We start from the raw sequence: 26680 nt of genomic DNA, 5'->3' as shown, positions 1-26680 counted from the left end.
TGTGAACTTCGCGCCCTTCCGTATCCCCCGGGGGTTCTACCGCCTCGGCGTGATCGCCTCCATCGTGGCGCTCGTCCCCGCGGTGGGCGCCGGATGGCTGGTTGTCCGGGAAGTCGATCGGGCGCAGACACAGGCGTCCGCCATCGCCGAGGTCGATCAAGCGGTGCGCCAAGCGGTCGACCTCGCTCGGCTGCGCACCCGACTTCTCGAGGAACGCAACTGGGTCACCACCCAGCTCGCCGTCGTCGACCTCGGGCTCGACGTCGGGAGCATCGAGGACCTGGTCGGCATCGACATCGCGGGTGCGGCCGACGCGGCCACCGCCGCGGTAGACGGGCTGATCGGAGAAGTCACGATCGAGGGGCTCGCCGACCAGCTCGTCGACCTCCGGGCCGAGATAGCGGGAGGCACGCCGTTCGACGAAGCCAGCGGCCGCTACCAGGAGCTCGAGGCGCTGGCCGCCGAGCAGACCGACGGCGTGTTCGACCTGACGATCGGGCTGGCGAGCTCGGCCGACGCCGGCCGAGGTCTCATCGACTCGGTCCGGGCACTGGAAGCCGCGACGGCAGCCCGTCAGGCCACGGCGAGCCAGATCAATCACTACTTCGGGTCGATGTTCCTCGATCCCTCGGGCCGCGCCGGTGAGATCGCGGCGGTCGCTGCGCTCGAGCAGGTCTGGCAGGAGGCCATCGACACGGTGGCCCGTGTGGCACCTGAGGGAACGTCGACCGCATCCGCGCTCGCGGCGTTGACCGCTTCGCCCGCCCTCGCCGACTTCCGTCGGGACGTGAATGGCCTCGTCACCGCGAGCATTCTCGGCGCGGCCGATGACGACGCGCTCGCGGCTGCACTCCTGGATCTCGATGCGATCGCTGCGACCTACCAGAGCTCGATCGTCGCCACCGATCTCCACCTCGCGCTGGTCGCGAGCGCCGGGGCCGACGCCATCGCGGCAAGCGAGTCGGCTCAGAACGCCGCGGCAGACGTCGTCGACCGGTCGATTCTGGAGCTCGCCGGTATCACGGTCGTCGGCTTGCTGGTCGCCCTGGTTGTCGCTCAGGTCGTCGCGCGGCCGATCCGTCGCCTCGCCACCGCGGCCCGGCGGATCAGCGAGGGTGACGGAGAGGCGGAGCCGATGGCCGAGAAGGGGCCGGTGGAGGTCAGGGAAGCGATTCGAGCCATCAACCAAGCCTCGGGTCAGCTTGCGCTCGCCGAACGACAGGCGCTTGCACTCGCCGACGGTGATCTCACCCACCCATCGCTCGCCGAACGGGCCCCTGGTGCCCTCGGTGCGTCGCTGCAGACGGCCGTGGAAACGCTCGCCGTGTCACTGCGCGAACGCGAGGAGTTCAGGCTCCAGATGACCCACGAGGCCACCCACGACGGCCTCACCCGGCTGCCGAATCGCAACGCGTCGATTCACCAGCTCGAGAAGGCCCTCGCTCGCACGAGTCGCAGTGACACATTGGTCGCTGCGTTCTTCATCGATCTCGACGGCTTCAAGCAGATCAACGATGTCCACGGTCACCTGGCCGGCGACGTCGTGCTTCGCGAGGCGGCGCAACGTCTCCAGCAGGCCGCCCGTAGCGGCGACCACGTCGGTCGACTCGGAGGCGACGAGTTCCTCGTCGTCGCCGAGCCGGTCCGCGACGCCGCCGAAGCCCGAGCGATCGCGTCGCGGCTCATCCAGGCTGTCGCCAAGCCGACCAATGTCATCGGGTCGGAGGTGACGATCGGCGTGAGTATCGGCATTGCCCTGCGGACCATCGACACCCTCGACGCGGAGGACCTCCTACGTGATGCCGATGCCGCCGTCTACCGAGCCAAGGCGCTGGGTCGGGGTCGGATCGAGCTGTGCGACGAGGACCTACGGCAGGCGACCGCGCACCGAGCCGACCTCGAGCAGGCACTCCGCACCGCGATCATCGACGATGACCTCGTCCTGCACTACCAGCCGATCGTCGACCCGGAGACGGGTGCGATGGTCGCCCTCGAGGCACTCGTTCGATGGGAGCGCGAGGGCCACGGGACGGTGCCGCCGGACGATTTCATCCCTCTGGCCGAGCGAAGCGATCTCATCGTTGCGGTCGATCAGTGGGTCGTCGCCCGCGTCGCCCGTCAGATCGTGGCCTGGGACGCCGCTGATGCGTTCGTCGACGTTCCAGTGGCGATCAACATCTCGGGCCGCCATCTCGCCAACTCGGAGGTGGTCCACAACGTGCTCGGCCCGCTCGATGAGTTCGGCATCGACCCGACGCGCATCATCATCGAGGTGACGGAGAGCGCATTGCTCGAAGACCTCGGATCCGCCGCCCACAAGCTCCAGCAGCTCCGAGCACGCGGCGTACGCACTGCGATCGACGACTTCGGTACCGGCTACACGTCGCTCGCTCAGCTCAAGACCCTGCCGATCGACTTTCTCAAGATCGACCGGAGTTTCACGATCGACGAGTCGTCCCACTCGCTCTCCAAGCTGATCGTCGACACCGGCCATCTCCTCGGCGCGACGGTGACCGCCGAGGGAATCGAGACCGCCGAGCAGGCGGCGCGACTGCGCGGACTCGGTGCCGACGAGCTCCAGGGGTATCTCTACGGCCGACCGGTACCGCCTGATCTACTCGAGACCGGCAACGCGGCCCGCCGCACCGACCTCGACCACTCACCGCGCAAGGCATAGGTGATCACGGCCCGTCGTCGCGGTTCGTGGGCCAGTACTGCGACCATCCCTCCCAGAGCCCCCGCCCCAGGACAGGAAGACATACCGACTGGTTGGTATGGTATCGAGATGGCACCCACCCAGATCTCGACATGTCTCTGGTTCGACGGCAACGGTCTCGAAGCCGCCGAGTTCTACGTCTCACTGTTCGCAGATTCGCGGATCGACAACGTGAGCCCCGGCCCCGACGGCGCGCCGCTCATGATCCACTTCACGCTCCTGGGTCGCCCGTTCCAGGCGCTCAACGGCGGCCCTCAGTTCCCGTTCACCGAGGCGGTGTCGCTGGTGGTTCCGTGCGGCGGCCAGGCCGAGGTCGACCACTACTGGGATGCGCTGACCGAGGGCGGCGAGGAAAGCATGTGCGGGTGGCTGAAGGACCGCTTCGGACTGTCGTGGCAGATCGTTCCCGACGAACTCGGCGAGATCCTCGGTGACCCCGACCCCGAACGAGCAGCCCGGGCGATGGAGGCAATGCTGCAGATGCGCAAACTCGACGTGGCTGCGATGCGGGCGGCTGCCGACGGGACATCCGCGTGACGGCTGCCGCCCGGCGGCTGGGGTACGGCGAAGCGAAGGCCGCGCTGCTCGACGCTGCGGTTGACGTCATCAGGGCACAGGGGCTGCACGCCACGACCGTCGACGATCTCTGCGCGGCGGCCGGCGTGACCAAGGGCGCCTTCTTCCACCACTTCGCGTCCAAGGAAGCGCTCGCGGTCGCGGCCGCCGAGCACTGGACGACGACGACCGGCGCGCTGTTCGCTGCCGCGCCGTACCACGACCACGACCATCCGGCCGACCGCGTCTTCGGCTATCTGTCGTTTCGGGCCGGGCTGATCTCGGGCGATCCGGCCGAGTACACATGCCTGGTGGGCACCATGGCCCAGGAGGTCTTCGAGACGAGCCCGGCCGTGCGCGACGCCTGCGCGGCGAGCATCTTCGGCCACGCCGAGACCCTCGAAGCCGACCTCGCCGCGGCGCTCCCGCGCAACGCTGCAGCCGCCGGCATCACCGCTGCAAGCCTGGCCCGCCACACGCAAACCGTGCTCCAGGGCGCCTTCGTGCTGTCGAAGGCGGCGGACGATCCTGCCGTCGCGATCGAAGCGATCGGCCATCTGCGTCGCTACCTCGAATGCGTCCTGGAACACGCGCCACCCGACCCACGCAGCTGAGCCGCGTCGTCCCGGATCGCTCGGGAATGACCTTCGGGCCGGCACGGATGGGGACAATGGCCCGTTCTGGCCGTGAGATCAATCAGGGATCGCTACTCCCCGCTCCTGGGTGTCGGGATCAGCCTCTGTCTCATGGCGGCGGTTGTCGCCGCAGCCGTCTCCACTGCACAAGCCGTCCGGGAGCGTCGAGCGGTGGGCGCAGCCATGGAGCTGCAGATGGCGGCGACCACGGTGGCCCATGCCGACGCGATCATGACATTGGGTGGCGAGCCCGACGTGTCCCTCATCTCTGACTCGGTGGCGGTACTCACCGGCGACCACGGCTTGGCTCTGCACGGGTTGGAACGCGGGCAGATCGAGCGGGCCGAGGAGCTGATCGCCGAGATCGGTGGCTGCGGGTTCATGCTGCTGGGTGGCACCGACGGCGAGCACCCTGCTCCGCACGATCACGATGAACTCCGAGACCTGCTCGCGGCGGCCACCCGGCGCGCTGCCGACAACGCGGAACGCGGAACGAACCGCGGCGGGTGCGGTTCTCGGCGCGATCGGGGCACTCGTGGCGGCAGGGTGGCTCGCCCTGCGGGCGCGGTTCCGGTCGACCCAGGCGCGATCCTCGCCGAAGCGGAACGTCGCGAAGGACAACGTCTGCGGACCCTGTTGGACGACTCTCCCGACACGATGTTCGTCATCAGCCCGTCCGGGACGATCAACTATCGGTCGGCGTCGGCCGCCCAGCTCCTCGACCCCGTCGCCGAACGCGCCGAGGACCTGATCGGCCTGGCCCCCGCCGATCAGCGGTCCGCGTTGCGGAACCATCTCCACCAGACCGGCACGGGCCAGGCTGCGCCGTTCGAACTCACCAAGCGCGACGGCGACTCCGGATGGTTCGATCTCCGGGTCTCGGACCTGATCACCGACGAACTCGTGAGGGGCCGGGTGATCACGGTCCGCGACATCACCATCGAGACACGTCTGCGGCTCAAGCTCGAACACCAGGCCAGCACCGATGCACTCACGGGGCTTCCCAACCGCCGCGTGCTGCAGCCCCGCCTCGGCGATGCCCGAAGCGCCATGGAACACACGGGACAACCGATGGCGCTGATGACGCTCGACATCGACGGGTTCAAGACCATCAACGACAGTCTCGGCCACCCGGTCGGCGATGCACTGCTCACCCAGGTCGCGGCCCGCCTCACCAACGCGATCCAGCCCGGTCAGACCATCCTGCGCATGGGCGGCGACGAGTTCGCCATCATCCTGCCGTCCATCGCCGGCGAAGCCGCGGCCCGGCTCGCTGCCCAGCATCTCCTCGACACGCTCGACGAACCGTTCCAGATCGGGGCCCGCCTCGAACACGTCCGTACCAGCATCGGCGTCGCGCTCACCGACGACCGCGATCACGCCGAGGCGCTGATCGGGCGAGCCGACATCGCGCTCTACGAGGCCAAGCGACAGGGCGGCGACACGGTCGTGATCTACGAAGCCGAACTCGAATCCACGACCACGCGCCACAACCAGATCACCCGAGCCCTTCGGGAGGCGGACTACGACCGCGAGTTCAGCCTCGTCTATCAGCCCATCGTCACCGCCGAGGACCAGACGATCGTCAGTCTGGAAGCCCTGCTCCGCTGGACCTCTCCTCACCTCGGCGCCATCGGACCGGACGAGTTCATCCCCATCGCCGAGGTCACCGGAGAGATCTGCGGCATCGGCAAGTGGGTCCTCGACGAGGTCTGCCGCCAGCTCGCCGCCTGGATCGAGGCCGGTGTCGACCCCGACATCACGGTCTCGTTCAACGTCTCCGCCCGCCAACTCGCCGAGCCGGCCTTCGTTGCCGGTGTTCTCGAGACTGCCCGCCGCTGGAACGTGCCCACCAACCGCCTCGTCGCCGAGATCACCGAATCGGCCGCCCTCGACCACACCGGCGTCGCGCAACAGCGAATCCAGCGCCTCCGGGATGCCGGATTGAGGATCTCGATCGACGACTTCGGATCCGGCTACTCCAACCTCGGTCAACTCATCTCGGTCCCGTTCGACATCATCAAGATCGACCGCTCTTTGCTCCTCACGCTCTCCGCCATGCGCGAACAGGCAGGCGGCGACGAGACCGACTCCTGCGCGATCATGCAAGCCATCGTCTCCATCGCCAGCATCCTCGACGCCCCGGTGGTCTGTGAGGGCGTCGAGACCGAACAGCAGCTGATCTCACTCCACGCCTCCGGCATCACCCACATCCAGGGCTACCTCACCGGTCGTCCCGCGCTCCCCGCGCTCCTCACGCCACAACTCATGGAACTCGAACCGGCGCGAGCATGACCTGAACGCCGTCGACCAGACCGGCGACAACGCTACGACCGAGCGTTGACGATCGCGGCGGGAAGATCCGAGAGGTGCTCGATGACCGAGTGGGCACCGGCCGCCGCCAGTTCGCCCGGCTCGGCGTAGCCCCACGCGACTCCGACACACGGGATCCCGTGCGCGGCGGCGCCGATGACATCGTGCTCGCGGTCACCGACCATGACGCAATCGGCGGGGTTCGCGTCCAGCTGTCGCAGCGCCTCGCTGATGACCTCGGCTTTGGCCGAGCGCCGGCCGTCGAGCTCTGCGCCCACGATGGCATCGAAGTATCCGTCGAGCGCGAAGTGCTCGAGGATTCGGGCGGCGAACACGGTCGGCTTCGACGTCGCCACTGCGACCGCATCGGTACCTTCGGCGATCTGGCCCAACACGATCTCGATACCGGGATAGAGCTCGTTCTCGAACAGGCCGTCGGTGGCGAAGTGCTCGCGGTAGGCCGCGATCGCAGCCGGGATCTCGGCCTCGGATACCCCGACGCGGGCGAACGACTGCCGGAGCGGCGGACCGATGAACGACCGAAGCTCGCGAGCGCCGAGCGGGTCCTTGCCCAGCCGATCCAGCGCGTGCACGACCGAGTTGAAGATCCCCTGGGCCGGATCGGTGATCGTGCCGTCGAGATCCAGGAGTACCGCCGTCGTCATGGGCCGAATGTACATCGGCACGCGTTCGCGATCAGCGGCGACGCCATGACCGCGGGGTCCTCGCCCTGGAGTAGCCGACGGCACGGAGGAGCTCGGGTACGAGGTGACGACTCCCCCATCGGTACTGGTAGATGCAGGCAAGACGGAACCACGTGTGCTGCTCGACGACACGGAGTCGTTCCACATCGAGCGGGCGCAGCCGTTCGTAGCTCTCGTACAACGACCGCGAACGGGCGCCGAACGCCACCCCAGCCTGACCCTGGAGGTTCCGGAGCTCGAGATGCACCGCGAGGTTGGCGATGTCGTCCTCCGCGGCGCCGCGGCCGAGACTGTCGAGATCGATCAGCGCGTGGCCCGGAGCATCGCCTGCGCCTTTCGTGGCCAGGAAGATGTTCTTGTCGTGGAGGTCGCCGTGGACAAGTGTCTCGCCCGTCGCGACGATCGGCGGGAGTGCCCGGGCCGTCCGTTCGATGGCCGCAAGGTGCGGGGTCGGAGAACGGCGGCTGATCGCGATCCAAGTGCCGGGGTCGTCGGGGGGCCTGTTCGGCAGCCAATCCGGCGCAGGCAGGTCGTGGAGCGATGCGATCAGCGGACCGACGTCGTCGAGCGGTCTCACCGGCTCGGCGCGAAGCGCGTGGTGAAGCGACCGTCCGGCCGCGACGGACAACTCGACCCGGCCGTCGGCGGTCGCCGCGATCACCGCCGGGACCGAGAAGCACCGGCGGCCTGCACCCAGCAGGTCGTGCCGTTTGACCAACGCGTCGACCCGGCTGGGCCTGACCACCTTGACGAAGCTCGCAGGCGAGGCCACGACCGCCCGCCGGCCGGCCCGGTACCCGCGCAGGTCCCCGACCCGGAGCGCAGCGTCCAGTCCGGGGAGCCGCTCATCGGCGGCCGGGTCGGCCTCGACGGCCCGACCCGTCTCGGGATCGAGGGTCCCCCACCGGTCCCCGTCGCGAAGTGTCCAGGGTCCGCTCGCCCGAGGGAACGCCGTCGGCCACACCGCCGACCATCCGCTCATCGGAGCGCGTCCGTCGCGGCGTCGAGAAGCGCGGTCGCGTTGGCCTGCCACCCTGCTTCGACGTGGCGGACGACGAGGAGCGCCTGGTCCACGAGGGCGACGGCGCAGTGCCACGCAAGGGAGGCATCGTCGATCGAAGCCGACACGCGACCCGACCGGGAACGGTAGGCCGCGATGACGTCCTCGGCGTGCGCGACGGCGCCCGGCGACCAGCCAGGCTGACGGATGTCGAGCGAGATCGCGTGGGCGCGGAGCCGCCCGAGATCGCTGGCCGGCGAGCCGACCGCGGTTCGCTCGAGGTCGATGAACCAGGGCCGACCGTGGTCGATCAGGATGTTCTTGTCGTGGAGGTCGCCGTGGATCAGGCCGGTCGGTCCAACCGACGCGGGCCGCCGGCGAGCGAGCTCCTCCGACAGGCCCTGCGCCATCCTCGCGAGGTCGCGATCCCAGAGCGCCAGCGCCGACAACCCGTTGACGGCGTTCGTGCCGTCGTCGGTCTCGGTGCGGACCGGCGTGCGGGCCGGCACGGCGGTGGAGTGGAAGCCGTGGAGCGACTCGGCCAGCTGGTCGGCGACGGATTCCCGGTGGACGAGCCATGTCCGCAGCTCCACGCCGTCGATGAAGTCGTCGACGCCGACCCGTCCGTCGTCGAGCTGTAATCGCGGCCTCGGCGTCGACACGCCGTTGGCCCGCAGCGCCTCGGCGATGGCGGCCAGCCGTGGGGCGTCGCGTCCCGTTGTGTAGCGCACGAGCAACGACTGGACCGGACCATCGGCGGTGGCAAGGTCGACCCGGGTCACGAGTCGCCGTTCCGGCTTGTACTTGAGCACGGTGCTCACCGAGCGCTCCTTCGAGATCTCGCCGTCCGCAGGTGCCAGTGCCGCGAAGACGCGCTTCAGCTTTCGTGGTGTGGTGAGCCACCGGAGTCGGCGCAGCCGGGCGTCGTTGGGAAAGCCGTAGAAGACGGTGTGGTCATCGACTCGCACGACCGACACGCCGACAGCGGACGGGCGAGGGTGCAGCGTCAGTGCCTTGGCATGCACCTCCCCGGCTCGGGTCGCGGATGCGCACCAGTGTGCGTAGCCGAGCGCCGGCGTGGCGAGATCGGGAGTGGCGAATCGGTAGCCGACGATCGTGGTCTCGCCCGGCTTGTGCCGCAGGTAGTGCGGTTCGGCTCGGGTGATGACAAGGCCGGCATCGGAGAGGATTCGGGTCGCGGCGGTCGTGTCGAGGAGTGCGGTGACCGGTCGCGGTAAACCCGGACGCGGCGGCGCGACTGGAGGAGAGGTGGTGGTGGTCATCGGTAGACGGCCTCGAGGTGCGGCTGCGGTCTCGGGCGGTGGCTGAGTCGGAGGCAGGCGTCGGGATCGAGTTCGTCGAGGTCGCCGTGATGGATGACGAGCGTGGTGCGACCAGCCGCGATGTTCTTGATGGCTCGGGCCACGGTGTCGCGCGCGTCGGGGTCGAGGCCGGTGAGCGGCTCGTCGAGCACGAGGATCGACGCGTCCCGCACCGCGGCCCGAGCCAGCATCACCCGTCGGGCCTGCCCTCCGGAGAGGGACGAACCGTCCTCGTCGAGGAGCGTGTCGATGCCGTCGGGCAGTTGCTCGAGCACCGGCGTGAGCAGCGCGGCGGAGGCCGCGGCGTGGATGGCCTCGTCCGTGGCCGACGGCTGACCGAACGCGATGTTGTCGCGGATGGTGCCACCGAAGAGGGCGAGCTCCTGGGGAACGTACGCGATCTGTTCGCGATAGCCGCCGAGCTGCAGTTCCTCGACCGGGGTACCCCCGATGCGGATCTCGCCCGCGGTCGGCCGGTGAAGACGGAGTAGCAACGACAACAGCGTCGACTTCCCGGTCCCGTTCTCGCCGATGATCGCCGTGAGCAGTCCGGCCGAGATGTGTGCGCTGAAGTCGGTCAACGAGGCCCGGCCGTCGTGGTAGGCGTGGCCGACATTGATGAACTCGATGTCGCCGTCGAGCGTCGCCACCGGTTGGCCCGTGACCGAGTCCTCGATCGGCTGTTCGAGGAGGTCGAGGACCCGCAGCGCGCACGCGGTTGCCTTCGCGATCCGTGCGCCCTCGCCGGTCAGCTTGCGGATCGGCTTGTAGATCATCGAGGTGTACGAGAGCGCCAGGACCAGCTCGCCGGGCGTGAGCAGCCCGGCCCGGACGCGGGTCGCGCCCATGACCAGGACCAGGGCGACGCCGCCGCCGGTCAGGATCTCGGTGAGCCGCACCATGCGGGCCGAGTGCCGGGCCGCAGCCATCGTGGCCCGCTCTGCGCTGCGGGCATTGCTCCGGAAGGCGTCGGAGGTACGTCCCTCGGCTGCGAACGCCTTGATGAGCCCGACCTGACGGATCGACTCCGCCGCGGTGGATGCGATTGCACCTTCCTTGCGGCGGGACTTGCCGGCGGCCGACTTGACCGCCGACGAGGTCCGCTCCAGCGACACCCACAGCAGTGGGAGCGGGATCAGGGCGACGGCGAACAGGCGCCAGTCGACCATCGCGAACACGATCGAGCCGCCGATCAGGACCGAGCCCCGGGAGACGACATTGACCCAGCTGGGGAAGAGCAGGTCCCGGATCATGTTCACGTCGCCCATGAGGCGGACGATGAGATCACCGCTGTAGTGCTGTTGGTGTTGGGAGAGCTCGAGCCGTTGGATGTGTTCGAACACGTCGCTGCGGATCCTCACGGTGGCCTTGCGGCTGACCTGCGCAACGCCCAGGTCGAGGCGCTCCATGGCGACTCCGAGCAACGCCGGTATCGCCAACGCCAGGGCCGCGAAGGCGACGATCGGGGCCAGGGACACCGGGCCCGGGTCAACCGCCGCGCCGGTGGCGGACGCGGGGACGGTCAACGCGTCGATCACCCAGGTGATGGGCCACGGCTTGAGGATCTCGAGCCCGCTCACCGCCAGCGCGAGCAGCATCGTGGTGGCGATGCGGAGCCGCTGCCCTCCGAGCGCGGGGGCGAACGCCCGTAGCGCCCTGCGCAGATCGGACGGGTCGACCGCCACCGTCGAACGGGAGCGCGAGAACCTCATGCGTCGACCGTGAACGGGGAGAGATGGGTGAGCATCGCTGCTTCTGTCCGCTCGGCGACGTGGTCCCACGTCATGGAGGTCATCGCCCGACTGCGGCCGTGGACACCACAGACGGCACGCGCGGCCGGATCGTCGAGCAGGGCGACGACCGCATCGACGAGTCGGTGGTCGTCATCGGGAGGGACCACGAGTCCGGCGGTGCCGACCAGCTCGCCGATGTCTCCCTGATCGGTGGCGACGACGGCGAGGCCGGCGGCGAGATAGTCGATGATCTTGAGCGGACAGAAGTAGAACGAGTCCTGGCGCCGATACGGGGCGAGTCCGATGCCCCCGTGTTGCAGCATCGCCGAAGCCTCGTCGGGCGGGAGTGGCCCGGTGATGGTGAGTTGGGCACCGACCCCTGCGTCACGGGCGGCGGTGCGCAGGGTGTCGGCACCCGGACCGCCACCGATGACCAGCAGGTCGGGGCGACGGTCGATCCGGGCCAGTGCCGCGAGAAGGTCCACGAGCCGGTCGGCGCCGTGCCAGGGCTTCGGGTGGCCGATGAACACGAGCGGGAAGCGCGGCGTGCCCGGCGTCGCCGGCCGCTCGAACCACGCCGGCTCGTAGCCGTTCGCCACGACGATCGTCGGGCCGGCACGCCGGGCGTCGGCCCACTCGGCCAGGGCCGTGGACACCGTGATGACGAGATCGGCGGCGTCGAGAAGCTCGGCTTCCACCCGGGCGTCGGTCGGCCCGAGCGTGTCGGGGCGATGGCCCGTCGCCTCGTCGACCAGCGGTGCGTTCACCTCGAGGACGAACGGGATCCCGAGCCGGCGAGCCAGCTCGAGTCCACCGCTGTGACCGAGTGAGTAGCGTTCGTACACGATTCTCCGGTCGTCCCCACCGGCGTGATGACCGATCCGGGCGAGGTCCTCGAGCGGCAGCAACGCCGTGGGAAACCGCCCTTCGGCGCGTCGGGGCGTGTAGGTCGTGACCCGATGACCCCGGCGGTGGAGACCTCCGGCGATGCCCCGGAGGTGCTGGGCCGCGCCCTTGGTCGAGCCCGGGGCGATTCCCCGGTCGGCGCTGACCTGGATGATGTCGAACCGGGTCACCGCGTCGCTCCGATGGGATCCATCACACCGACGAGTTCGGCGATCGTCCGGGAGCGGTCGAACCGTGCTGCGAGTTTGCGGGGTCCGGCATCGGACATGGTCCGCCACCGTTCAGAGTCGTCGAACAGATCGACGATGGCCGCGGCGGTCGCCTCGACATCGTCGCGAGGCACGATCAGGCCTTCGATGCCGTGCTCGATGATCTCGGTGATGCCGGCCACGGGCGTCGACACCGAGGGCAACCCCGCGCCGAGCGATTCGAGGAGCACGGTCGGAAGCGCGTCCTGGTTGCCGTCCTCGCCGACCCGGCAGGGCGCCACCATGACATGGGCGCGACGCAACCAGTCGCCCACGACCTGCTGCGGTTGGGCCCCGGTGAAGGTGACGCGGTCGGCGATGCCGAGACGCCGAGCCTGTGCCTCCAGCGCGGCACGGCAGTCGCCATCGCCGACCAGCACACAGCGAGCGTCGCGGCGGGTCGCGGCCACCTCGGCGAACGCGTCGAGCAACACGTCGAAGCCCTTCTTCTCCACCATTCGGCCGACGCCGAGCACGAGCCCGTTCGTTCGAGCCGCCAACGGCGCCGGCGCGGCCTGCGGTCCGAGACCGTTGTAGATCCGAACGAGTCGGGTCCCCGAGCCATCGAGCCGACCGCGCAGGTAACTCAGGTTCGCATCGCACACGGTGACGACCGCGGCGGCGCGGGACCCGACTCGGGCTGCAATCTCCCAGTTCACGTCGTGGCGGTAGATGTCCTTGGCGTGGGCGGTGACCGTGTAGGGGACGCCGGTGAGGAGATGGACGAGGTGGGCGGTGTGCGCGGCCACCGTGAGGAAGTGGGCGTGCAAGTGTTCCACCCCCGAGCGGCGGACCTCGCGGGCCACGGCGATCGCGTCGAGGACGAGCCGAGCCCGCCGGTCAGCGGGCAGGAGGTCCACGAAGGCGAGGACGTCGACGAGCCGGTCCGCGCAGAGGTCGGGCAGGGCGCGGATCGCATCGAGGAACACCGCCTTGTCGGGGGCCGCCAGATAGTGGACGTCGGCCTCGACCGAAGCGAGATCGGGATGGAACCGTCCCTCCGTCGGCGGTCGCAGCGAGAACACCGAGACCTTCGCGCCGGTCCCTTCGACGCCGAGGATCTCGTTGAGGATGAACGTCTCCGACAACCTCGGGTACTGCTTGAGTACGTAGCCGACATGGAGGCGGGTCGTCTCCAGGTGCGACAGCGAGGGGTGGACCATCTGGTCGATCATGGCAATGCTCCGGCAGGTTCGAGGGTCGGCGAGGGCGAGCAATGGGTGCGGTGGGGACGCCCGAGGAGGTCGGCGGCGGTCGCGGCCCCGTCGAGCCGGATCGGGATCCCCTGGCGCCTGGCGTGACGCGGTTGCGACGCCCGGGCGGCGAACTGTCCGATCGCATCGACGTCGAGCTTCTCGATCGGACAGTGCTGCATGCGGGTGTGCGGGGCGATGCGACAGGCCCGGATGTGCTGCTCGAGACGGGGGCGACAACGCGGGACCAAGAGCGCGGGCACATCGGCCGAAAGCTCCTCGACCACCGTGTTGTAGCCCGCCATCGAGACGACGCCAGCCGCCGAGGCGATGAGCGCCCGCATGTCGTCGCTGAAGCTCGAGATCTCGACCGACGGTGATCGACGAGCTCGGTCGACGAGCTCGTCGCGAAGCATCGACGACATCAGCGGTCCCGAGACGATCACAGATCGCAGCCCGGCGGTCGCGCCGGCCTCGACGGCGTCGAGGTAGCAGCGGAGCATGGCCTGACCGTCGCCGCCACCACCGGGGGTGACCAGCAGGAACGGTTCGTCCTGTGTCACCGGCACCGGCATCACCGGCGCCACGTAGCCCGTGTAGGTGACGGCCGCGTCGACCCGGGACGGGAGGTCGAGCTCGGTCGCGGTCGTGAGGATCCGAGGGTCGCCGTAGACGAGGATGTCGTCATAGCAGTCCAGCCGTTCCCAGACCCCGGCGCGCTGCCAGTCGTGATCGACCTTCTCGGGATCGTCGATGATGTCCCGGAGACCGAGGACCAGCCGGGGACCGCCGCGCCGCTTGGCGTGGCGGTCGAGGAGCGGAACGAGCTCGCCCGCCATCCCCAAGGGCGCATGATCGACGACGATCACCTCGGGTGCGTACTTGTCGACTGCCGCCATGAGCAGCGCGGATCGCAGATCGACCAGCTTTCTGATCGACCCGCCGAGCTCCCGCGGGGCATACGCTCCTGCGCCGTCCTTGGTCGCCGACGGCAGCTTGAGCGAATCGACCCGGGAAGGCAACGAGAAGGCCTGCGCCTGGGGTGAACCGGTGGCGAGGAGCACCTCGTTCTGCGGATCGGCGCCAACGATGGCGTCGGCGAGCAGTGTGCTCCGTCGAAGATGGCCCAGACCGTAGGTGTCGTGGCTGTAGAGCAGGAAGCGGGTCATGACCGACCTGCCGGCGACGGGCCGAGGTGGCGATCGGCGCCGAGGAACCCTCTCAGCAGCGTGCAGTCCCCGTGGCGGAGGACGACCGGAACCCAGCCGTGGCCGCCGGCCGAGGCCGTCTCTCCTACGGAAACGGAACCGGCGCCGAGGTGGTCGAGTGTGAGCGAACCGATGCACCGGCCGGCGACGAACACGTCGAGGGTGGCGCAGGGAGGCCCGCCGACGACCTCCAGCACCGTGTCGCAGTCGTCGGTCACGAGCACGGCCTCGCTCAGACCATGGGGGTCGGCCGGGACCAGGGTGTTTCGGCGCCGGTGACCGGCAGGCGAGATCTGCATGTCTCGATCGTGAGCGAGTAGGCGTCTCATCGGGTAGTGGACCTTGGTCCTAGGACCGCATCGCGATCCGCCGACTCGCTGAAGCCGTTGTCGACAGCCCACAGGGCGGCTTGGGTCCGATCGGTGACGCCGAGGGCGGCGAACACGCGCGTGAGGTGGGCCTTCACGGTCTTCTCGCTGATGCTCAGTCGGCGAGCGATCGCCTTGTTGGCTTCGCCTTGGGCGACGAGCGCCAACACCTCGGCCTCGCGGTCGGTGAGCGCCGGCCCGACACGGCCCGCTCGGGCATCGATCATCGCCCGCGCCGCTCGGGGATCCACCGGCGCGTCCCCGTTGGCCGCGGCGTGTATCCCCGCGAGCAGGGCGGCGGGTTCGGCGTCCTTCGCCAGGAAGCCCACGGCACCCGCATCGAGGGCGTCGAGGACCCGACCGCGATCGACGTGGGCGGTCAGCATCACCACACAGGCGCCGGCGCGGTGGCCGACGAGGCGGCGGGTCGTCTCGATCCCGTCCATTCCGGGCATCGAGATGTCCATGACGACGACATCGGGCTCCAACGCCGAGTCGAGCGCCAGCGCGGCAGGCCCTCGATCGGCCACCCCACGACCTCGACACCGGGGTCCTGTTCGAGGAGGCGCTCCAGCCCCGCACGGATCATCACGTGGTCGTCGACGAGCAGGACTCGGATCACGCCGGCACCTCCAGACGGATCGAGGTCCCTGCGCCGGGCGTCGAGTCCACCTCTAGGCGGGCTCCGGCATCGTCCACCAGGTCGGTGAGGACCCGTAGGCCGAGGTGTCCGGCCGGCGAGCCGGTGTCCGCTTCGAATCCACGGCCGTCGTCGACCACGGTCGCAACGGTCGAATCGTCATCGACCGTCACCGAGACGGCGATCGTGCCGGCCTCCGCATGGCGGAACACGTTTCTCGTCGCCTCCTGGATCACTCGATACACGAGGCCGGTCGTCTCGATCGATCGGTCGACCTCGCCCGTGACCACCAGGTCGGTGTGGATCCCCATCGCCGAAGCCGGCGCCAGCAGATCGACCAGGGCGGCCTCGAGCCCCTGCGACGTGAGGTTGGGCGGGTAGATGTCGACGAGCAGGGAGCGCAGCGACTGCAGACTGCGTCGCGTTCCGAGCGAGGCGGACCGCAGATCCCTCGCCAACTCCGGGGACGTGTGCGATGCGGTCTCGGCGGCGGCCGAGATGGCGAAGGAGGTTCCGGCGAGATCCTGGACCACCCCGTCGTGCAGGTCGGCCGCGATGCGGCGGCGTTCGAGCATCGAGGACTCGATTGCCCGGTGCAGCAGGCGCTCCCGCTCAGCCTGGCCTCGGCGGAGGCGCCGGTTCAGACCCCAGGCCAGGCCGAAGTGCATGGCCTGCATCACCAGCAGCGAGCCGATCACGATCGGCGCGAACTCGGCGCGGATGCGCGCGCTCGAGGCGTCGACGGCGGACATCGCGTAGTACGACTCGAAGAGGAGGGATTCGCCGTTCGGGCCCTTCACCGGCAAGTAGACCTCGAGCGCCTGACCTGCGGTCTCGAAGCGATTTTCGGGACCGTCGAGTGAGCTGACCTCGGACACCACCTGGCCGCTGCGCAGCGAGGCGTTCTTGTCGTCGTCGAGGTCATAGCGCTCGCCGATGAGTCGGTGCTCGTCGGAATACACCACCAGACCGTTCGCGTCCCAGAGCTTGACCCGCAACGTCGAACCATCGAGCACTCGCTCGTCCACGATGGCGTCGAGTCGTTCGATGGCGGTCGGGTCCCCGTCGAGGAGCGCGGCGGACAGGTTCGGCTCGAGCACCGTCCTCGCCAGAGACTCGGTCCGGGACCGTACGTCGTTCATCGCCTCCGCCTCACCGGCGCGGTGCGACGCGACCAGACTCCCCACACCGATCACGACCATCCCCGCCGCCCCGGCGATCGCGACCTGGACGAATGGGCTGTGGAGACGAGCGAGCCAACGGAGTGCGCCGCGAGCGGCGATCGGACGGGACATCCGTCCACCATGGACGAGCTCGTACCGCAAGGGCCCTAGCAGAACCTCAAAAGGCTCCTAAACCAGCGCAGGGATCACTTGCGAGGCAGCTACCGCATCGGCGGTCGGCCCGGCCGGCGCGATCGGGAGTGGTTCAATCCCGCTTGGACGCGACGATCTGTATCGGTGCCACGAGACCTGCCGCCATCGCGGTCCGCAAGTTCGTGAACATCTCGACGAAGTCGGGCCCCATCAGGTTCGACAGGTTCACCGGCGGTGGTGCGTCGGCGGCACGTTGCAGCGCGGTGCTCACGATCGGTCGATGGTCGACCGGTTCCCCGGGCGTGAGGCCGGCCGCCCGGAGTGCGCCGAGATAGTCGTCCACCTCACCGAGGTGCTGGTGATCGTCCGACGATGCCCACGGCATCGGCAGGACGAGACTCCCAGGAGCGATTCGCATGATGTCGTACACCAGCACGTGGCCACTCGGCCGCAGGACGCGAGCCAGTTCGGCGAAGAGGCGGGGTTTGTCGGCGATGTTCATTCCGACGTGGAAGAGCGTGACGAGATCGAACTGCTCGTCGGGCAGGTCGAGGGCGAGCGCGTCGCCGACTTCGAACGACACCCGGTCGTCGAGGCCGACTCGGGCGGTGAGTTCGGTCGCTGCTTCGACGAATGATGGGGTGAGATCGATGCCCAGGACCGTTGCGCCGAGCTCGTTCGCGATCGTGCGCGCCGGCCCGCCGATCCCACACCCGACGTCGAGCACCGAACCTGGCACGCTCGGGCGCATCGAGTCGATCAGCGCGAGCGTCGCGAGCCGTCCGCCGAGATGAAACTCGTCGGCGCCCGACAGTGCCGTCGGGTCGAGCGAGTCGATGTCGTACCCCGCGGCGGAGAGCCCGGCGAGAATGTCCGAGACCAGTCCGCCGTGTCGGCCGTAGTGAACTTCGAGTTCGTTCGCCATCGCCAGAGTCTCGTCGTGCACGCAACCCCACGCCACCCGATGTTCCCGCTCCGCCGCGGTCGCGGAGAGTGAATACTCGTGGCTCGGTCGACGAGGGCATTCGGCTCCGACTGTCGCCGGTGCGTCTCCCATCCGTGCGTCGACGTCGGCGATCAGGTCGCGCGAAAGACCACCCGGAATCGCTCGCACACGACTTCCATCTCGGCCGAGGGCTCACGTCCGAGGCGCTCACACACGCGCCCGAAGCACCGCTCGTGCACGGCTCGCCAGTGTCGCAGCGACCGATCGCCTTCCCCCTCGGCCGCGGCGAACTCTTCGGTCACCTCGTCGAACGCCGTGATCTCGACCTCCGTCGTCTCGATGACGCAAAGCGGCGAGCCCGCCCAGTTGGTCACGATGCTCAGATCCCCCGGCATCGGCGCGCGGGTGGCGTCGCCCTCGTACTCCCACTTCAGCGAGGCCGTCGCCCCTTTCGTGCCACTGAGGACGAGCTCGGCCAGCTCGTCCGCGTCGGTCTCGTTGTCGTCGAAGTGAAAGCTGTCGTAGAGCGGCGTGTGGTCGGGCCGCCCGGTCTGTGTGAGGAACTCGGCCCAGAACCTCGCCACCGGGCCGGGGAGCTCTGCGTCGGACACTGATCACCCACCTCTCTCATCGACGGGCAGGGATCCGGTCGACGATCCCGCGGCCACGACCCTTCCAGGAATTCTGCTGAAGATTCAAGGGGACGACGTGCGCCCCGTCGTGGTGGTCGGCGGCGGACGCAGGATCCGCGAGTGTGCGTCAGCGGGAGCTGACACCCGAGCGTCAGGTGTGGGCGACGAGCCAGCGGTGGAGCTCGACGTACCGACCGAGGCGCTCCACGACGTGATCGGCGAACGCCGCGCTCGTGACCGTGGAAGGAAGTGGTTCCACCCCGCTGAGGTGCAGGCCGTCGTGCAGGAGGTAGCGAGCCCGCGGATGTTCGGCGTCGAAACCCTTCGGTACCCGCTTGCGGCCGGGCTCGCTCAGCGACGCGTCCGGGACGGCTGCGGTGATGGCGGCGACGATGCGGTCCAGCTCCCGTCCGGGTTCGCCGACGACCGCAGCGCGATACCGATCGAGACGGTGGTCGGTCAGCGCGAACACACCGACGCCGGTCAGCACCTCGTCGTGGCGGATCCGCATGATGAACGCCGGACTCGTTTTCGGGTGATCGCCGTGCCACCAGGCCAGGTCGAGGTGCGGGTGGTAGGGCGTGGGGTCCTTGCTGAACCGCAGGTCGCGGTTGATGCGGAACATCGAGCGACCGACCTTCGGCTCGTATCGGAGATCCGGCACCGGCCCGGCCGCAAGCCGGTCACCGACTGCGAGGCACAGCTGCTGGAGGGGCCGGCGGACCTGATCGTCGTAGACCTTCCGGTGGGCATCGAAGTACGCCTTGCTGTTGTCGGCCTCGAGCCCGGCCAGGAACGCCACGAGATCGGGCCCGAAGCCGGTGAAGGGTTCCCCTTCGGCCATCGTCATGATGCACCGTCGACGAACGCGATCGACTCGGCGAGGAGCGGCTCCCAGGTGCGCTCGTCGACCCCGGGGAGCTCGACCCACTCCCGGAAGACCCTGCCGGCGGGCGCGAACGGTCGGCCGATCCCCTGATCGATCAGTTCGGCGACACGGGTCTTCGGGAGCTTCACCACCACGTGGCCGCTCGTCCGGGCGACGGTGGCGACGAACCCGTTGGTGGCCGCGGTGCGCAGGCACTGGTGACCCATCATCGTGCCCTCGACGAGTCGGCCGCTGGCGAGGTGGGGTTCGGCCAGCTCCCAGAACTGCTCGTGTCCGGGGTCACGTGTTCCGGTTGTCGCCATGTCAGTGGTCCTCTCGATGATCGATCTCCGAGGCGGGGAGCCGGGGCGTCGGGGTGCTCCGGCCCCGGGCGACGTCGGCCAGGAGACCGAGGAAATACGCCCAGCCGGCGCCGTGGGCGGTCCGGAACTCCTCGGGCACTGCGGTGTGCGTCACTGTCACCTCGGTCCCCGATCCGCTCGGCTCGAACCGAACGTCGACCGTGGTCGAGCCCGGTCCCATGTCGGCATAGGGGCCCGACTCCCAGCCGTAGGTGAACGACACCCGCCGGTAGGGGTCGATCTCGACGTATTCGCCGGAGGCCACGATGTCGTTGTCGTGGACCCACCGCCATCGGCCACCGGGACGGAGATCGACGACCGCCTCCTTGGCCATCCAGGAACGAAGCCCCTCCTCGGTGGTGAAGAGGTCGAACACCGCCCGTTGCGGTGCATCGATGTGGATGGAGGCTTCGGCGAGTCCGATCATCGGTCGTCTCCTTCGGCGGCGTGCTTGAGCGCGGCGAGTTTGTCGTGCCAGAACTGGTCGAGAAATCGGCGGAGTTCCGCGAACCGTCCGAAGTCGACCGAGTAGAGCCGTCGGTTGTGGTCGACGCGAACGGTGACGAGACCGGCCGTCCGCAGCACCTTCAGGTGCTGGCTCACCACGGGCTGATCGAGCTCGCTTCGCTCCACGATCTCGCCGACCGGTGTCTCACCGTCGGCGATCAGCCGCAGGATCGTCCGGCGATCGCGGTGACCGAGCGCCTTGAACGCCCTGTCCTCCGCCGCCACCGTCGGTTCGTCGATCGGGTCGGCCCTCATGGGGGCCTTTATATAGATGTTTTTCTATATAGTCAAGGGTCCGAGACGTCGAGGCGGCACCCGGCTCGGCGCGACGGGCCTGTCGATGTTCGCGGTCAGACGTAGCGCACGGAGTAGACGGGCGGGAGGTGGTTCGCCACCGTGTGCCAATGGTCGCCCTGGTCATCGGTGACCCAGAGGTTGCCGGTGCTGGAACCGAACGCAAGGTGGTCGCCGTCGGCCGAGACGTCGAGCGCGTGCCGCAGGACGAGGTCGAAGGCGTGGTGTTGAGGCAGCCCTTCGGTGAGGACCTCGAACGTCTCGCCCCCGTCGCGCGTGCGCGTCACGATCACCCGACCGTCGATCGGCGCCCGCTTCTCGTCGGAGTGCGCCGGCACGAACCAGGCCGTGCCCGGGTCGTCGGGATGGACGGCGACGGCGAACCCGAACGACGAGGCGACGGGTTCGGCGAAGACCTGCGTCCAGTTGGCCAGGTCGTCGGTCGAGCGCCAGATGCCCATGTGGTGCTGGCACCAGAAGTGCTCGGGGGCGCTCGGGCACTGCTCGATGTGGTGGGCGTCCTGGTGCTCGGGCCACTCGGCCTGCTCGGGCGGCACGTAGCCGGCGACCATGCCACGGGTGTGCGACGTCCAGCTCGCGCCGACATCGGTCGATCGCCACACGCCGCCGCTCGACACTGCGATGGTCACGGTTCTGGGGTCGCGGGGGTCGACGCAGATCGAGTGGAGGGCCGGCTGGTCGGCACCGGCGCCGCCCCAGCGCGGACGCGATTCGACAGACCACAGCGACTCGACGAGCTCCCACGACTCGCCCCGGTCGAGCGACCGGAACAGCCCACCCGGGATCGTGCCCGCCCACAGCGCACCGTCGCGGTCGAGCGCCGGCTCGAGCGCCCAGATGTTGGCCAGCGTCCACTCCCGCTCGTTCCCCCACATGTCGACGTCGACGAACCCCTCGGGCTTCTCCGGGTACTCGGGCACGCCGACCTCGACCCAGCGACCTCCCGCGTCGTCGGACCGATGGAGCTTGATGCCGAAATGACCGTGGTCGAGCACGGCGTACCAGGCACCGTCACGGGGGTCGGTGGCGGTCAAGGCCACGTTGTCGCCGACGAAGTGCTCGGCGACGATCGCCGCGCTGTCGCCGGCACCCTCGACGACGAACAAGCCCTTGCGGGTCGCAACATGAACGAACGGACCCATCCTCAACCTCCGGAGAGTGCTTGCATGACGTAGACCTCGCCATCGGTGTCCACCGCGTCCGACAGCGTCGACCGGTCGATGAGCGGCGCGCCGTCGACGAAGACGACCATGTGCTTGCGGAGCGCCCCCCGTTCGTCGACGACGTACCCGCGCAGGCGGTCGTTCGCGGCGAAGACGGCGCCGAGCACCTCGGCCACCGTCGTGCCGTCGACGGTCGTCGGCGGGCACGGAACGTGGCGCTGGAGATTCCGGGTGAACACCACGCGGGGCACCGCGACACCCTACGACGGACCCCGGCCTGGCGCGTCCCTACTCGCCGCCGACGGAGGTGGTCGGACAAGCGAGCTGACTCGGAGCCGCAACGAGCCGCTTACGTCGATGGGGCGCGTCGGTAGTGGAGGGCGACCGCACCACAGCGGAGCGGATTCGCCGAGACGAGCTCGAGCCGTCGCGTGCCCGGCAACCCGCGCTGGTACAGGGTCGGGCCGTGTCCGGCGATCATCGGGTGGACGAGGAACCGGTACTCGTCGATGAGATCCAGTCGGTCCAGCTCGGTGGCGAGCATGCCGCTCCCGACGAGCACGCCGGCCGGCGCAGCGTCCTTGAGCGCCTGCACCCCGGCCCGCAGATCGCCGGTCAGGTGGTGGCTGTTGGTCCACGGGAACTCGGATCGAGTCGACGACACGACGTACTTGGGTTTGGCCTCCAGGCTGACCGCCCAGTCGCGAATCGCCGGCGGCGCGTCCACGTCGCCGCGGGCGACTGCGGGCCAGTGGCTCTCCATCAGCTCGTAGGTGACGCGGCCCCAGAGCATCGCTCCGCTGTCGTCCATCAGTCGCGTGAAGAACGCGTGCGTCTCGTCGTCGACGACTCCCTCCTCATGATCGACGCAGCCATCCAATGTGACGTTCAGGCCGAAGGTCAGGAGTCCCACCAAGCCGAGACTAACGACGCGGCGACCGCCCCGCGAACGGATCGGTGACGCGACCGTCCATCCGGCCGAGCGCCGTGGTCGCCAGCTCGATCGCCCGCAGGTAGCCCTCGGGGATGGGCTCCGCGCGGAGAGCGTCGAGGTCGAACTCGGCGACGTCGACGTGCTCGTCGCTGTGCCTCATCTCTCGCCGCAACGCCGCCTCCGGCGAGTCGTCGTTTGCGTCCAGTCGACCGCCCGGCAGCTCCCACTCGCCTCGTCGATTCCGAAGCACCACGACCCGACCACCGGCCGAGCACGCCGCTGACCGAAACCGGCCACCGATCATCCACCCCGTCGCGCTCCCGGACCCGCGCCAATGCGGTCTCCCGTTCGGCCCGCACCACCAGATACCGCACCCGCACGGCACGGGCGCTCAGGCGCGAGACGATCCGAGCGGATCCAGCGGAAGAACCAGTCCGACTCGAGGTGCGCGCCCCGTTCGGCCGGCTCCGCCAACGCCGCAGCCACCGTGGACTTCCCCGAACCGGGTGGACCCGACACGATCACCACTTCACCGGCCGACAGCACATCCCGAACCTAGGCGCGGCAACCGCTCCCGGGCCTCCGTGTTTCGTCGGTCGACCGCGGCGATCGGAAGAATAACATTTAGGTATTGACCTAACCATTTGCGCAAGCGACACTCAGCTCCATGCCGAAGCGTTCGGATCAGGTCGACCAGGTCTTCAAGGCTCTTGCCGACCCGACCCGTCGTCAGGTGATCGAACGACTCGTGGCGGGTCCGGCGTCCACCTCGGAGCTGGCACAACCGTTCGCCATGGCGTTGCCGTCGCTCCTCCAACATCTCACGGTGCTGCAGGGGGCCGGTCTGGTGACGTCGCAGAAGCGAGGGCGAACCCGTACCTACCGGCTCGCGCCGTCAGGGCTCGATGCGGCCGAGGGCTGGCTCACCGGTCAACGCCGGATGTGGCAGCAGCGCCTCGACCAACTCGACCAGTTCCTCATCAACCAGCAGGAGTCCCCGTGACCTTCACCCCGTACCCCATCAACCCCGAACTCGACCTCGAGCTCATCCGCGACGTCCCCGTCACCGCCCAGGCGGTGTTCGCGGCCTGGACCGACCCGTCCTCGCTGCAGCAGTGGTTCGCGCCCCGGCCCTACTCGATCACCCTGTGCGAGGTCGACCTCCGACCTGGTGGCGGGTTCCGCACCGTCATGAACGATCCCGACGGCAACCAGATGATGGACGAGACCGGCTGCTACCTCGAGATCATCCCCAACGAGCGCCTCGTGTGGACCAGCGCGCTCACCACCGGTTACCGGCCCCAGCCTGGCGACATGCCCTTCACGGCCATCCTGGAGCTCACCGACAACGGCAACGGCGGCTGCACCTACCGGGCGATCGCCGTGCACCAGAACCCGGGCGACGCCGAGCAGCACGCCGAGATGGGCTTCCACGACGGCTGGGGCACTGTCGTCGACCAACTCGTCGAACACCTCCAGGGCAGCTGACGGCGTAGCGAGGGCCACACCGTCGCGGCCGACATCTCGACCGAGTCCAGGACACCGGGATCATCACGGTCAGCCGGAGCTGCCTCACCTGCCGCCACTACCAACCCCCGGGCGAGCGCACACGGGCTCACTGCCTACCTCTCGGTACCGGCCTACGCGACCGTGACCTGTGCGTCGACGGCAACGAACACAAGACAACGCAGCCATGACCAGCGCAGCGACCGCGATTCGGTACGCAGGACCCAATCACGTGCCGACTGGTCCCGGCTCCAGCGGTGGCTCGACGCAAGGAGACCGGGGCGGCCCCGAGTGGCCGGCCGGTGATCTGCGGATCACGGCGGTCGACTGTGGCAGCGGTGAGCGCAGGGTCTGGACGGCCGAGGACGGCGTGGACCTCGCCCCGGCTGTCGCGTCGTCGTGCGCGATCCCGGGGGTGTTCCCGCCGATCACGCTCGACGGCTCCCGCTTCACCGACGGCGGCCTCTGGAGCAGCTCGAACCTCGACATCGTGCTGGATTCCGACGTCGAGGCAGCCATCTTCGTCGGCCCGCTCCGGGCCGGTGATCCCGCCGCGATCCGCGCGCTCGAACGAGAGATCGACCTCCTCGTGTCGAGCGGACGCCGCGTCGAGGCCATCGTGCCCGGCGAGGCGTTCGCCGCCGAGATCGGCGCCCGGAACCTGATGAACGCCGCGTTCCGCGCCCGGGGGGTCGAGCTCGGCATCGAGGACGGCACCGCCGCGCTCCCCCTCATCGAGGCGCTGCTGAGCTGACCCGGATCAGCCTTCCAGGGCGTGCTGCTCGAAGAAGGCCCAGGCGTCGGTCGTGGCGTTGATCTCGAAGGTGGTGTAACCCTGCAGCGCGGTCAGCTGCGCCACCACCGGCGAGTCCGGCTCGGCCAGCGGTGAGCTCGGCCATGCATGGCCACCCCCGATGACCTCGTAGAACACGAGCGGCACATCGTCGTCGCAGCCGCGGTAGGTCGTCGTGGCGATGTCGGTCGACTCCTGCACCCGTTCACCCTCGGGGTTGCATCCCATCGCCACCGCGAACCTGCCGAACTGCTCGGGCATGGGTTCCGAGAACAGCAGCTGCGTGAACGCCTCGCCTTCGAACCGGGTGCCGGTCAGGTCACCGTCGAACGGGACGGTCGGGTCGTCGGTGCCGTGGATGGCAATGAACGGCACGGGTCGGACGGGGTCGCAGGACTCCGGATACGAGATGGCGGCGACGGAAACGGCGGCCGCGAGACGATCGGACATCTCGCACACGAGCTGACTGGTGAACAGGCCGCCGCCGGACATACCCGTTGCGTACACCCGGGTCGCGTCGACGCAGTAGTCCTCGACGAGCAGGTCGATGAGCTCCTCGGTGAAGGCGATGTCGTCCTTGGCCGGATCGTCGAGTTCGACCGTCTCCCACGAGTTGCGGCGTTGCTCGTCGCCACTCGCGGGCACGGCGGTCGGGTGGACGACGACGAAGCCCTCGTCCTCGGCCAGCTCCTCGTAGCCGGTCAGGGCGGCCTGCTGCCGGCCATTCGAGCCGAACCCGTGGAAGTCCATGACGAGCGGAAGCTCGGAGGTGCCGTCGTAGGTCGATGGGACGTACAACCGCACGTCGTGCTCGGCTCCACCGGCCTCGAGCACGAACTCGCTCATCCCACGAGGGACCGACGTGCAGTCGACCACGGGGTCGGCCTCGTCGGCGTCGACTCGGGCAGTGGTCGTGGAGGGAGTGGTCGTGGAGGGAGTGGTCGTCGGGGAGTTGGTGGTCGACGTGGTCGTCGTCGAGGCGGGCTCGTTCGCGACGTCGTCACCATCGCTGCACGCGGCGGCCAGGAGCACGACCGCGAGCAGCGCGCCTGATCGGCGCCGCCGCGTTCGACGGAGGCGGACGTTGATCGTGGTCATGTGGGTTCTCCATGCGGATGTGCGCCGACTCCGGCGAACACCGCGGCGATCGCCGAGATCCATGCTCGGCGGATCTGGGCCTGGCTCCGGCCGTGACTGTGGTGTGACTGGTGCCAGGACTCGACCGAGGTCAGCACCGCGATGGTGACCACCGCGTCGTCTTGGCGCGCGCGGCTGAGGTGTCCGAGTTCGCGCCCGAAGTACGACCTGACCTGATCGGCCAGCAGGTTGCGACTCGCGTCGACGAGGGCTGCTGCGTTGCCACTGTCGACGGCGTGGTGCCGTTGGAGCAGCGCCAGCGGGTGGAGCCGCGCGTGGAATCGCAGACGGGAATCGACGAAGGCGGCGACCCGAGCATCGGTGCCCGTCGACGATGGCGCTTCGATCTCGAAGAGGTCGGCGAATCGTTCGAGCACCCGGCCCATCGCCTCGGTGCGCAGCTCCTCGAGCGTCTCGAAGTAGCGGAACACCGACGCCCGCGACACTCCGGCCCCGCCGGCGATGGACGCCACATCCGGCGACGGATCTCCCGCGAGCACGAGGTCGAGGAAGGTGTCGATCACCTCGCGGCGACGGCGGACGAAGTCGGCGCGTCGCGGCGCGGCTTGGGGCGGCGCTGTGTCGGAGCGTGGCACAAGTGAGACTCTAGGTCGCAGTTGCCAGGGGAACCAGTCGGCACGCTGCCAGGAGACTCGAGGG

Annotated in this window: 29 protein-coding genes; 7 read left to right on the top strand and 22 right to left on the bottom strand. The window is 69.1% G+C overall.

Going from position 1 to position 26680, the window contains the following annotated elements; translation table 11 throughout:
- Position 1 precedes the first annotated feature (1 nt).
- The 4 genes from R2707_13490 to R2707_13475 all read left to right on the top strand — a co-directional run bounded on the left by R2707_13490 (position 2) and on the right by R2707_13475 (position 6201).
- Positions 2–2677, top strand: a complete 2676-nt coding sequence (locus tag R2707_13490) for an EAL domain-containing protein (GenBank protein ID MEZ5246107.1) — start codon at positions 2–4, stop codon at positions 2675–2677.
- Positions 2678–2785: 108 nt separating this feature from the next.
- Positions 2786–3253, top strand: coding sequence for a VOC family protein (locus R2707_13485; protein ID MEZ5246106.1), 468 nt, complete (start codon positions 2786–2788; stop codon positions 3251–3253).
- Positions 3250–3885, top strand: a complete 636-nt coding sequence (locus R2707_13480; GenBank protein ID MEZ5246105.1) for a TetR/AcrR family transcriptional regulator — start codon at positions 3250–3252, stop codon at positions 3883–3885. The genes R2707_13485 and R2707_13480 overlap by 4 nt, the downstream gene beginning before the upstream one ends.
- A 132-nt stretch (positions 3886–4017) precedes the next feature.
- Complete coding sequence (locus R2707_13475) at positions 4018–6201, top strand: EAL domain-containing protein (GenBank protein ID MEZ5246104.1); 2184 nt, start codon at positions 4018–4020, stop codon at positions 6199–6201.
- 32 nt (positions 6202–6233) lie between these two features.
- Here R2707_13475 and R2707_13470 read toward each other — a convergent pair whose 3' ends face one another.
- From R2707_13470 to R2707_13375, 20 genes are all read right to left on the bottom strand, one after another.
- The gene (locus tag R2707_13470; protein ID MEZ5246103.1) at positions 6234–6884 is read right to left on the bottom strand and encodes an HAD hydrolase-like protein; all 651 of its coding nucleotides are present in this window, start codon (positions 6882–6884) and stop codon (positions 6234–6236) included.
- A gap of 31 nt (positions 6885–6915) precedes the next feature.
- The gene (locus R2707_13465; protein MEZ5246102.1) at positions 6916–7905 is read right to left on the bottom strand and encodes a phosphotransferase; all 990 of its coding nucleotides are present in this window, start codon (positions 7903–7905) and stop codon (positions 6916–6918) included.
- Positions 7902–9206, bottom strand: a complete 1305-nt coding sequence (locus R2707_13460) for a phosphotransferase (GenBank protein MEZ5246101.1) — start codon at positions 9204–9206, stop codon at positions 7902–7904. Before R2707_13460 ends, R2707_13465 begins: the two co-directional genes overlap by 4 nt.
- On the bottom strand, positions 9203–10957 hold the full coding sequence (locus R2707_13455) for an ABC transporter ATP-binding protein (GenBank protein MEZ5246100.1): 1755 nt from the start codon (positions 10955–10957) through the stop codon (positions 9203–9205). The genes R2707_13460 and R2707_13455 overlap by 4 nt, the downstream gene beginning before the upstream one ends.
- Complete coding sequence (locus tag R2707_13450; protein ID MEZ5246099.1) at positions 10954–12054, bottom strand: glycosyltransferase family 4 protein; 1101 nt, start codon at positions 12052–12054, stop codon at positions 10954–10956. Before R2707_13450 ends, R2707_13455 begins: the two co-directional genes overlap by 4 nt.
- Positions 12051–13307 carry a glycosyltransferase family 4 protein gene (locus R2707_13445; GenBank protein ID MEZ5246098.1) on the bottom strand — a complete coding sequence of 419 codons (1257 nt, stop codon included), beginning with the start codon at positions 13305–13307 and terminating at the stop codon, positions 12051–12053. Before R2707_13445 ends, R2707_13450 begins: the two co-directional genes overlap by 4 nt.
- A complete protein-coding gene (locus R2707_13440; protein MEZ5246097.1) occupies positions 13304–14494 on the bottom strand; it encodes a glycosyltransferase in 1191 nt (396 codons plus the stop codon). Before R2707_13440 ends, R2707_13445 begins: the two co-directional genes overlap by 4 nt.
- On the bottom strand, positions 14491–14832 hold the full coding sequence (locus R2707_13435; GenBank protein MEZ5246096.1) for a hypothetical protein: 342 nt from the start codon (positions 14830–14832) through the stop codon (positions 14491–14493). The genes R2707_13440 and R2707_13435 overlap by 4 nt, the downstream gene beginning before the upstream one ends.
- A gap of 26 nt (positions 14833–14858) precedes the next feature.
- The gene (locus R2707_13430; protein MEZ5246095.1) at positions 14859–15431 is read right to left on the bottom strand and encodes a response regulator transcription factor; all 573 of its coding nucleotides are present in this window, start codon (positions 15429–15431) and stop codon (positions 14859–14861) included.
- Between the two features lie 88 nt (positions 15432–15519).
- Positions 15520–16836 (bottom strand): sensor histidine kinase, encoded by a 1317-nt coding sequence (locus R2707_13425; protein MEZ5246094.1) that lies wholly within the window; start codon positions 16834–16836, stop codon positions 15520–15522.
- A 133-nt stretch (positions 16837–16969) separates the two neighbouring features.
- Positions 16970–17782 carry a methyltransferase domain-containing protein gene (locus R2707_13420; protein MEZ5246093.1) on the bottom strand — a complete coding sequence of 271 codons (813 nt, stop codon included), beginning with the start codon at positions 17780–17782 and terminating at the stop codon, positions 16970–16972.
- A gap of 152 nt (positions 17783–17934) precedes the next feature.
- Positions 17935–18414 carry an ASCH domain-containing protein gene (locus R2707_13415; protein MEZ5246092.1) on the bottom strand — a complete coding sequence of 160 codons (480 nt, stop codon included), beginning with the start codon at positions 18412–18414 and terminating at the stop codon, positions 17935–17937.
- Positions 18415–18586: 172 nt separating this feature from the next.
- Positions 18587–19285 carry a DUF2461 domain-containing protein gene (locus tag R2707_13410; protein ID MEZ5246091.1) on the bottom strand — a complete coding sequence of 233 codons (699 nt, stop codon included), beginning with the start codon at positions 19283–19285 and terminating at the stop codon, positions 18587–18589.
- On the bottom strand, positions 19282–19626 hold the full coding sequence (locus tag R2707_13405; protein MEZ5246090.1) for a hypothetical protein: 345 nt from the start codon (positions 19624–19626) through the stop codon (positions 19282–19284). Before R2707_13405 ends, R2707_13410 begins: the two co-directional genes overlap by 4 nt.
- Before the next feature lies 1 nt (position 19627).
- Entirely contained in the window at positions 19628–20092 is a 465-nt protein-coding gene (locus tag R2707_13400) for an SRPBCC domain-containing protein (protein ID MEZ5246089.1), read from the bottom strand.
- The gene (locus R2707_13395; protein MEZ5246088.1) at positions 20089–20427 is read right to left on the bottom strand and encodes a metalloregulator ArsR/SmtB family transcription factor; all 339 of its coding nucleotides are present in this window, start codon (positions 20425–20427) and stop codon (positions 20089–20091) included. Before R2707_13395 ends, R2707_13400 begins: the two co-directional genes overlap by 4 nt.
- A gap of 95 nt (positions 20428–20522) precedes the next feature.
- Positions 20523–21629 carry a hypothetical protein gene (locus tag R2707_13390; protein ID MEZ5246087.1) on the bottom strand — a complete coding sequence of 369 codons (1107 nt, stop codon included), beginning with the start codon at positions 21627–21629 and terminating at the stop codon, positions 20523–20525.
- Between the two features lie 2 nt (positions 21630–21631).
- A complete protein-coding gene (locus R2707_13385) occupies positions 21632–21901 on the bottom strand; it encodes a MoaD/ThiS family protein (GenBank protein MEZ5246086.1) in 270 nt (89 codons plus the stop codon).
- Positions 21902–21999: 98 nt separating this feature from the next.
- Positions 22000–22563, bottom strand: a complete 564-nt coding sequence (locus tag R2707_13380; protein ID MEZ5246085.1) for a dihydrofolate reductase family protein — start codon at positions 22561–22563, stop codon at positions 22000–22002.
- A gap of 10 nt (positions 22564–22573) precedes the next feature.
- Positions 22574–22744 carry a hypothetical protein gene (locus R2707_13375; GenBank protein ID MEZ5246084.1) on the bottom strand — a complete coding sequence of 57 codons (171 nt, stop codon included), beginning with the start codon at positions 22742–22744 and terminating at the stop codon, positions 22574–22576.
- A 507-nt stretch (positions 22745–23251) separates the two neighbouring features.
- Between R2707_13375 and R2707_13370 the strand changes: the two genes are divergently transcribed.
- The 3 genes from R2707_13370 to R2707_13360 all read left to right on the top strand — a co-directional run bounded on the left by R2707_13370 (position 23252) and on the right by R2707_13360 (position 24844).
- Positions 23252–23587, top strand: coding sequence for a metalloregulator ArsR/SmtB family transcription factor (locus R2707_13370; protein MEZ5246083.1), 336 nt, complete (start codon positions 23252–23254; stop codon positions 23585–23587).
- Positions 23584–24072 (top strand): SRPBCC family protein, encoded by a 489-nt coding sequence (locus tag R2707_13365; protein ID MEZ5246082.1) that lies wholly within the window; start codon positions 23584–23586, stop codon positions 24070–24072. The genes R2707_13370 and R2707_13365 overlap by 4 nt, the downstream gene beginning before the upstream one ends.
- Positions 24073–24322: 250 nt before the next feature.
- Positions 24323–24844 carry a patatin-like phospholipase family protein gene (locus R2707_13360; GenBank protein MEZ5246081.1) on the top strand — a complete coding sequence of 174 codons (522 nt, stop codon included), beginning with the start codon at positions 24323–24325 and terminating at the stop codon, positions 24842–24844.
- A gap of 6 nt (positions 24845–24850) precedes the next feature.
- Here R2707_13360 and R2707_13355 read toward each other — a convergent pair whose 3' ends face one another.
- Positions 24851–25981 (bottom strand): PHB depolymerase family esterase, encoded by a 1131-nt coding sequence (locus tag R2707_13355; protein ID MEZ5246080.1) that lies wholly within the window; start codon positions 25979–25981, stop codon positions 24851–24853.
- Positions 25978–26616: a TetR/AcrR family transcriptional regulator gene (locus R2707_13350; protein ID MEZ5246079.1), complete on the bottom strand. Its 639-nt coding sequence runs from the start codon at positions 26614–26616 to the stop codon at positions 25978–25980. Before R2707_13350 ends, R2707_13355 begins: the two co-directional genes overlap by 4 nt.
- Between the last annotated feature and the right edge of the window lie 64 nt (positions 26617–26680).

It is taken from the genome of Acidimicrobiales bacterium (genome assembly GCA_041394245.1).
Lineage (GTDB): Bacteria > Actinomycetota > Acidimicrobiia > Acidimicrobiales > Aldehydirespiratoraceae > JAJRXC01.
The sequence above is the reverse complement of the archived record's forward strand: the minus strand, read 5'-3'. Positions and strand labels throughout refer to the sequence as shown.

Coding starts and splice junctions, on each gene's coding strand:
- R2707_13470 (MEZ5246103.1), bottom strand. CDS start 6,884: ATGACGACGGCGGTACTCCTGGATCTCGACGGCACGATCACCGATCCG.
- R2707_13465 (MEZ5246102.1), bottom strand. CDS start 7,905: ATGAGCGGATGGTCGGCGGTGTGGCCGACGGCGTTCCCTCGGGCGAGC.
- R2707_13445 (MEZ5246098.1), bottom strand. CDS start 13,307: ATGATCGACCAGATGGTCCACCCCTCGCTGTCGCACCTGGAGACGACC.
- R2707_13460 (MEZ5246101.1), bottom strand. CDS start 9,206: ATGACCACCACCACCTCTCCTCCAGTCGCGCCGCCGCGTCCGGGTTTA.
- R2707_13375 (MEZ5246084.1), bottom strand. CDS start 22,744: ATGAGGCACAGCGACGAGCACGTCGACGTCGCCGAGTTCGACCTCGAC.
- R2707_13370 (MEZ5246083.1), top strand. CDS start 23,252: ATGCCGAAGCGTTCGGATCAGGTCGACCAGGTCTTCAAGGCTCTTGCC.
- R2707_13420 (MEZ5246093.1), bottom strand. CDS start 17,782: ATGGCGAACGAACTCGAAGTTCACTACGGCCGACACGGCGGACTGGTC.
- R2707_13455 (MEZ5246100.1), bottom strand. CDS start 10,957: ATGAGGTTCTCGCGCTCCCGTTCGACGGTGGCGGTCGACCCGTCCGAT.
- R2707_13400 (MEZ5246089.1), bottom strand. CDS start 20,092: ATGATCGGACTCGCCGAAGCCTCCATCCACATCGATGCACCGCAACGG.
- R2707_13440 (MEZ5246097.1), bottom strand. CDS start 14,494: ATGACCCGCTTCCTGCTCTACAGCCACGACACCTACGGTCTGGGCCAT.
- R2707_13410 (MEZ5246091.1), bottom strand. CDS start 19,285: ATGACGATGGCCGAAGGGGAACCCTTCACCGGCTTCGGGCCCGATCTC.
- R2707_13355 (MEZ5246080.1), bottom strand. CDS start 25,981: ATGACCACGATCAACGTCCGCCTCCGTCGAACGCGGCGGCGCCGATCA.
- R2707_13425 (MEZ5246094.1), bottom strand. CDS start 16,836: ATGTCCCGTCCGATCGCCGCTCGCGGCGCACTCCGTTGGCTCGCTCGT.
- R2707_13435 (MEZ5246096.1), bottom strand. CDS start 14,832: ATGCAGATCTCGCCTGCCGGTCACCGGCGCCGAAACACCCTGGTCCCG.
- R2707_13395 (MEZ5246088.1), bottom strand. CDS start 20,427: ATGAGGGCCGACCCGATCGACGAACCGACGGTGGCGGCGGAGGACAGG.
- R2707_13405 (MEZ5246090.1), bottom strand. CDS start 19,626: ATGGCGACAACCGGAACACGTGACCCCGGACACGAGCAGTTCTGGGAG.
- R2707_13475 (MEZ5246104.1), top strand. CDS start 4,018: ATGGCGGCGGTTGTCGCCGCAGCCGTCTCCACTGCACAAGCCGTCCGG.
- R2707_13485 (MEZ5246106.1), top strand. CDS start 2,786: ATGGCACCCACCCAGATCTCGACATGTCTCTGGTTCGACGGCAACGGT.
- R2707_13390 (MEZ5246087.1), bottom strand. CDS start 21,629: ATGGGTCCGTTCGTTCATGTTGCGACCCGCAAGGGCTTGTTCGTCGTC.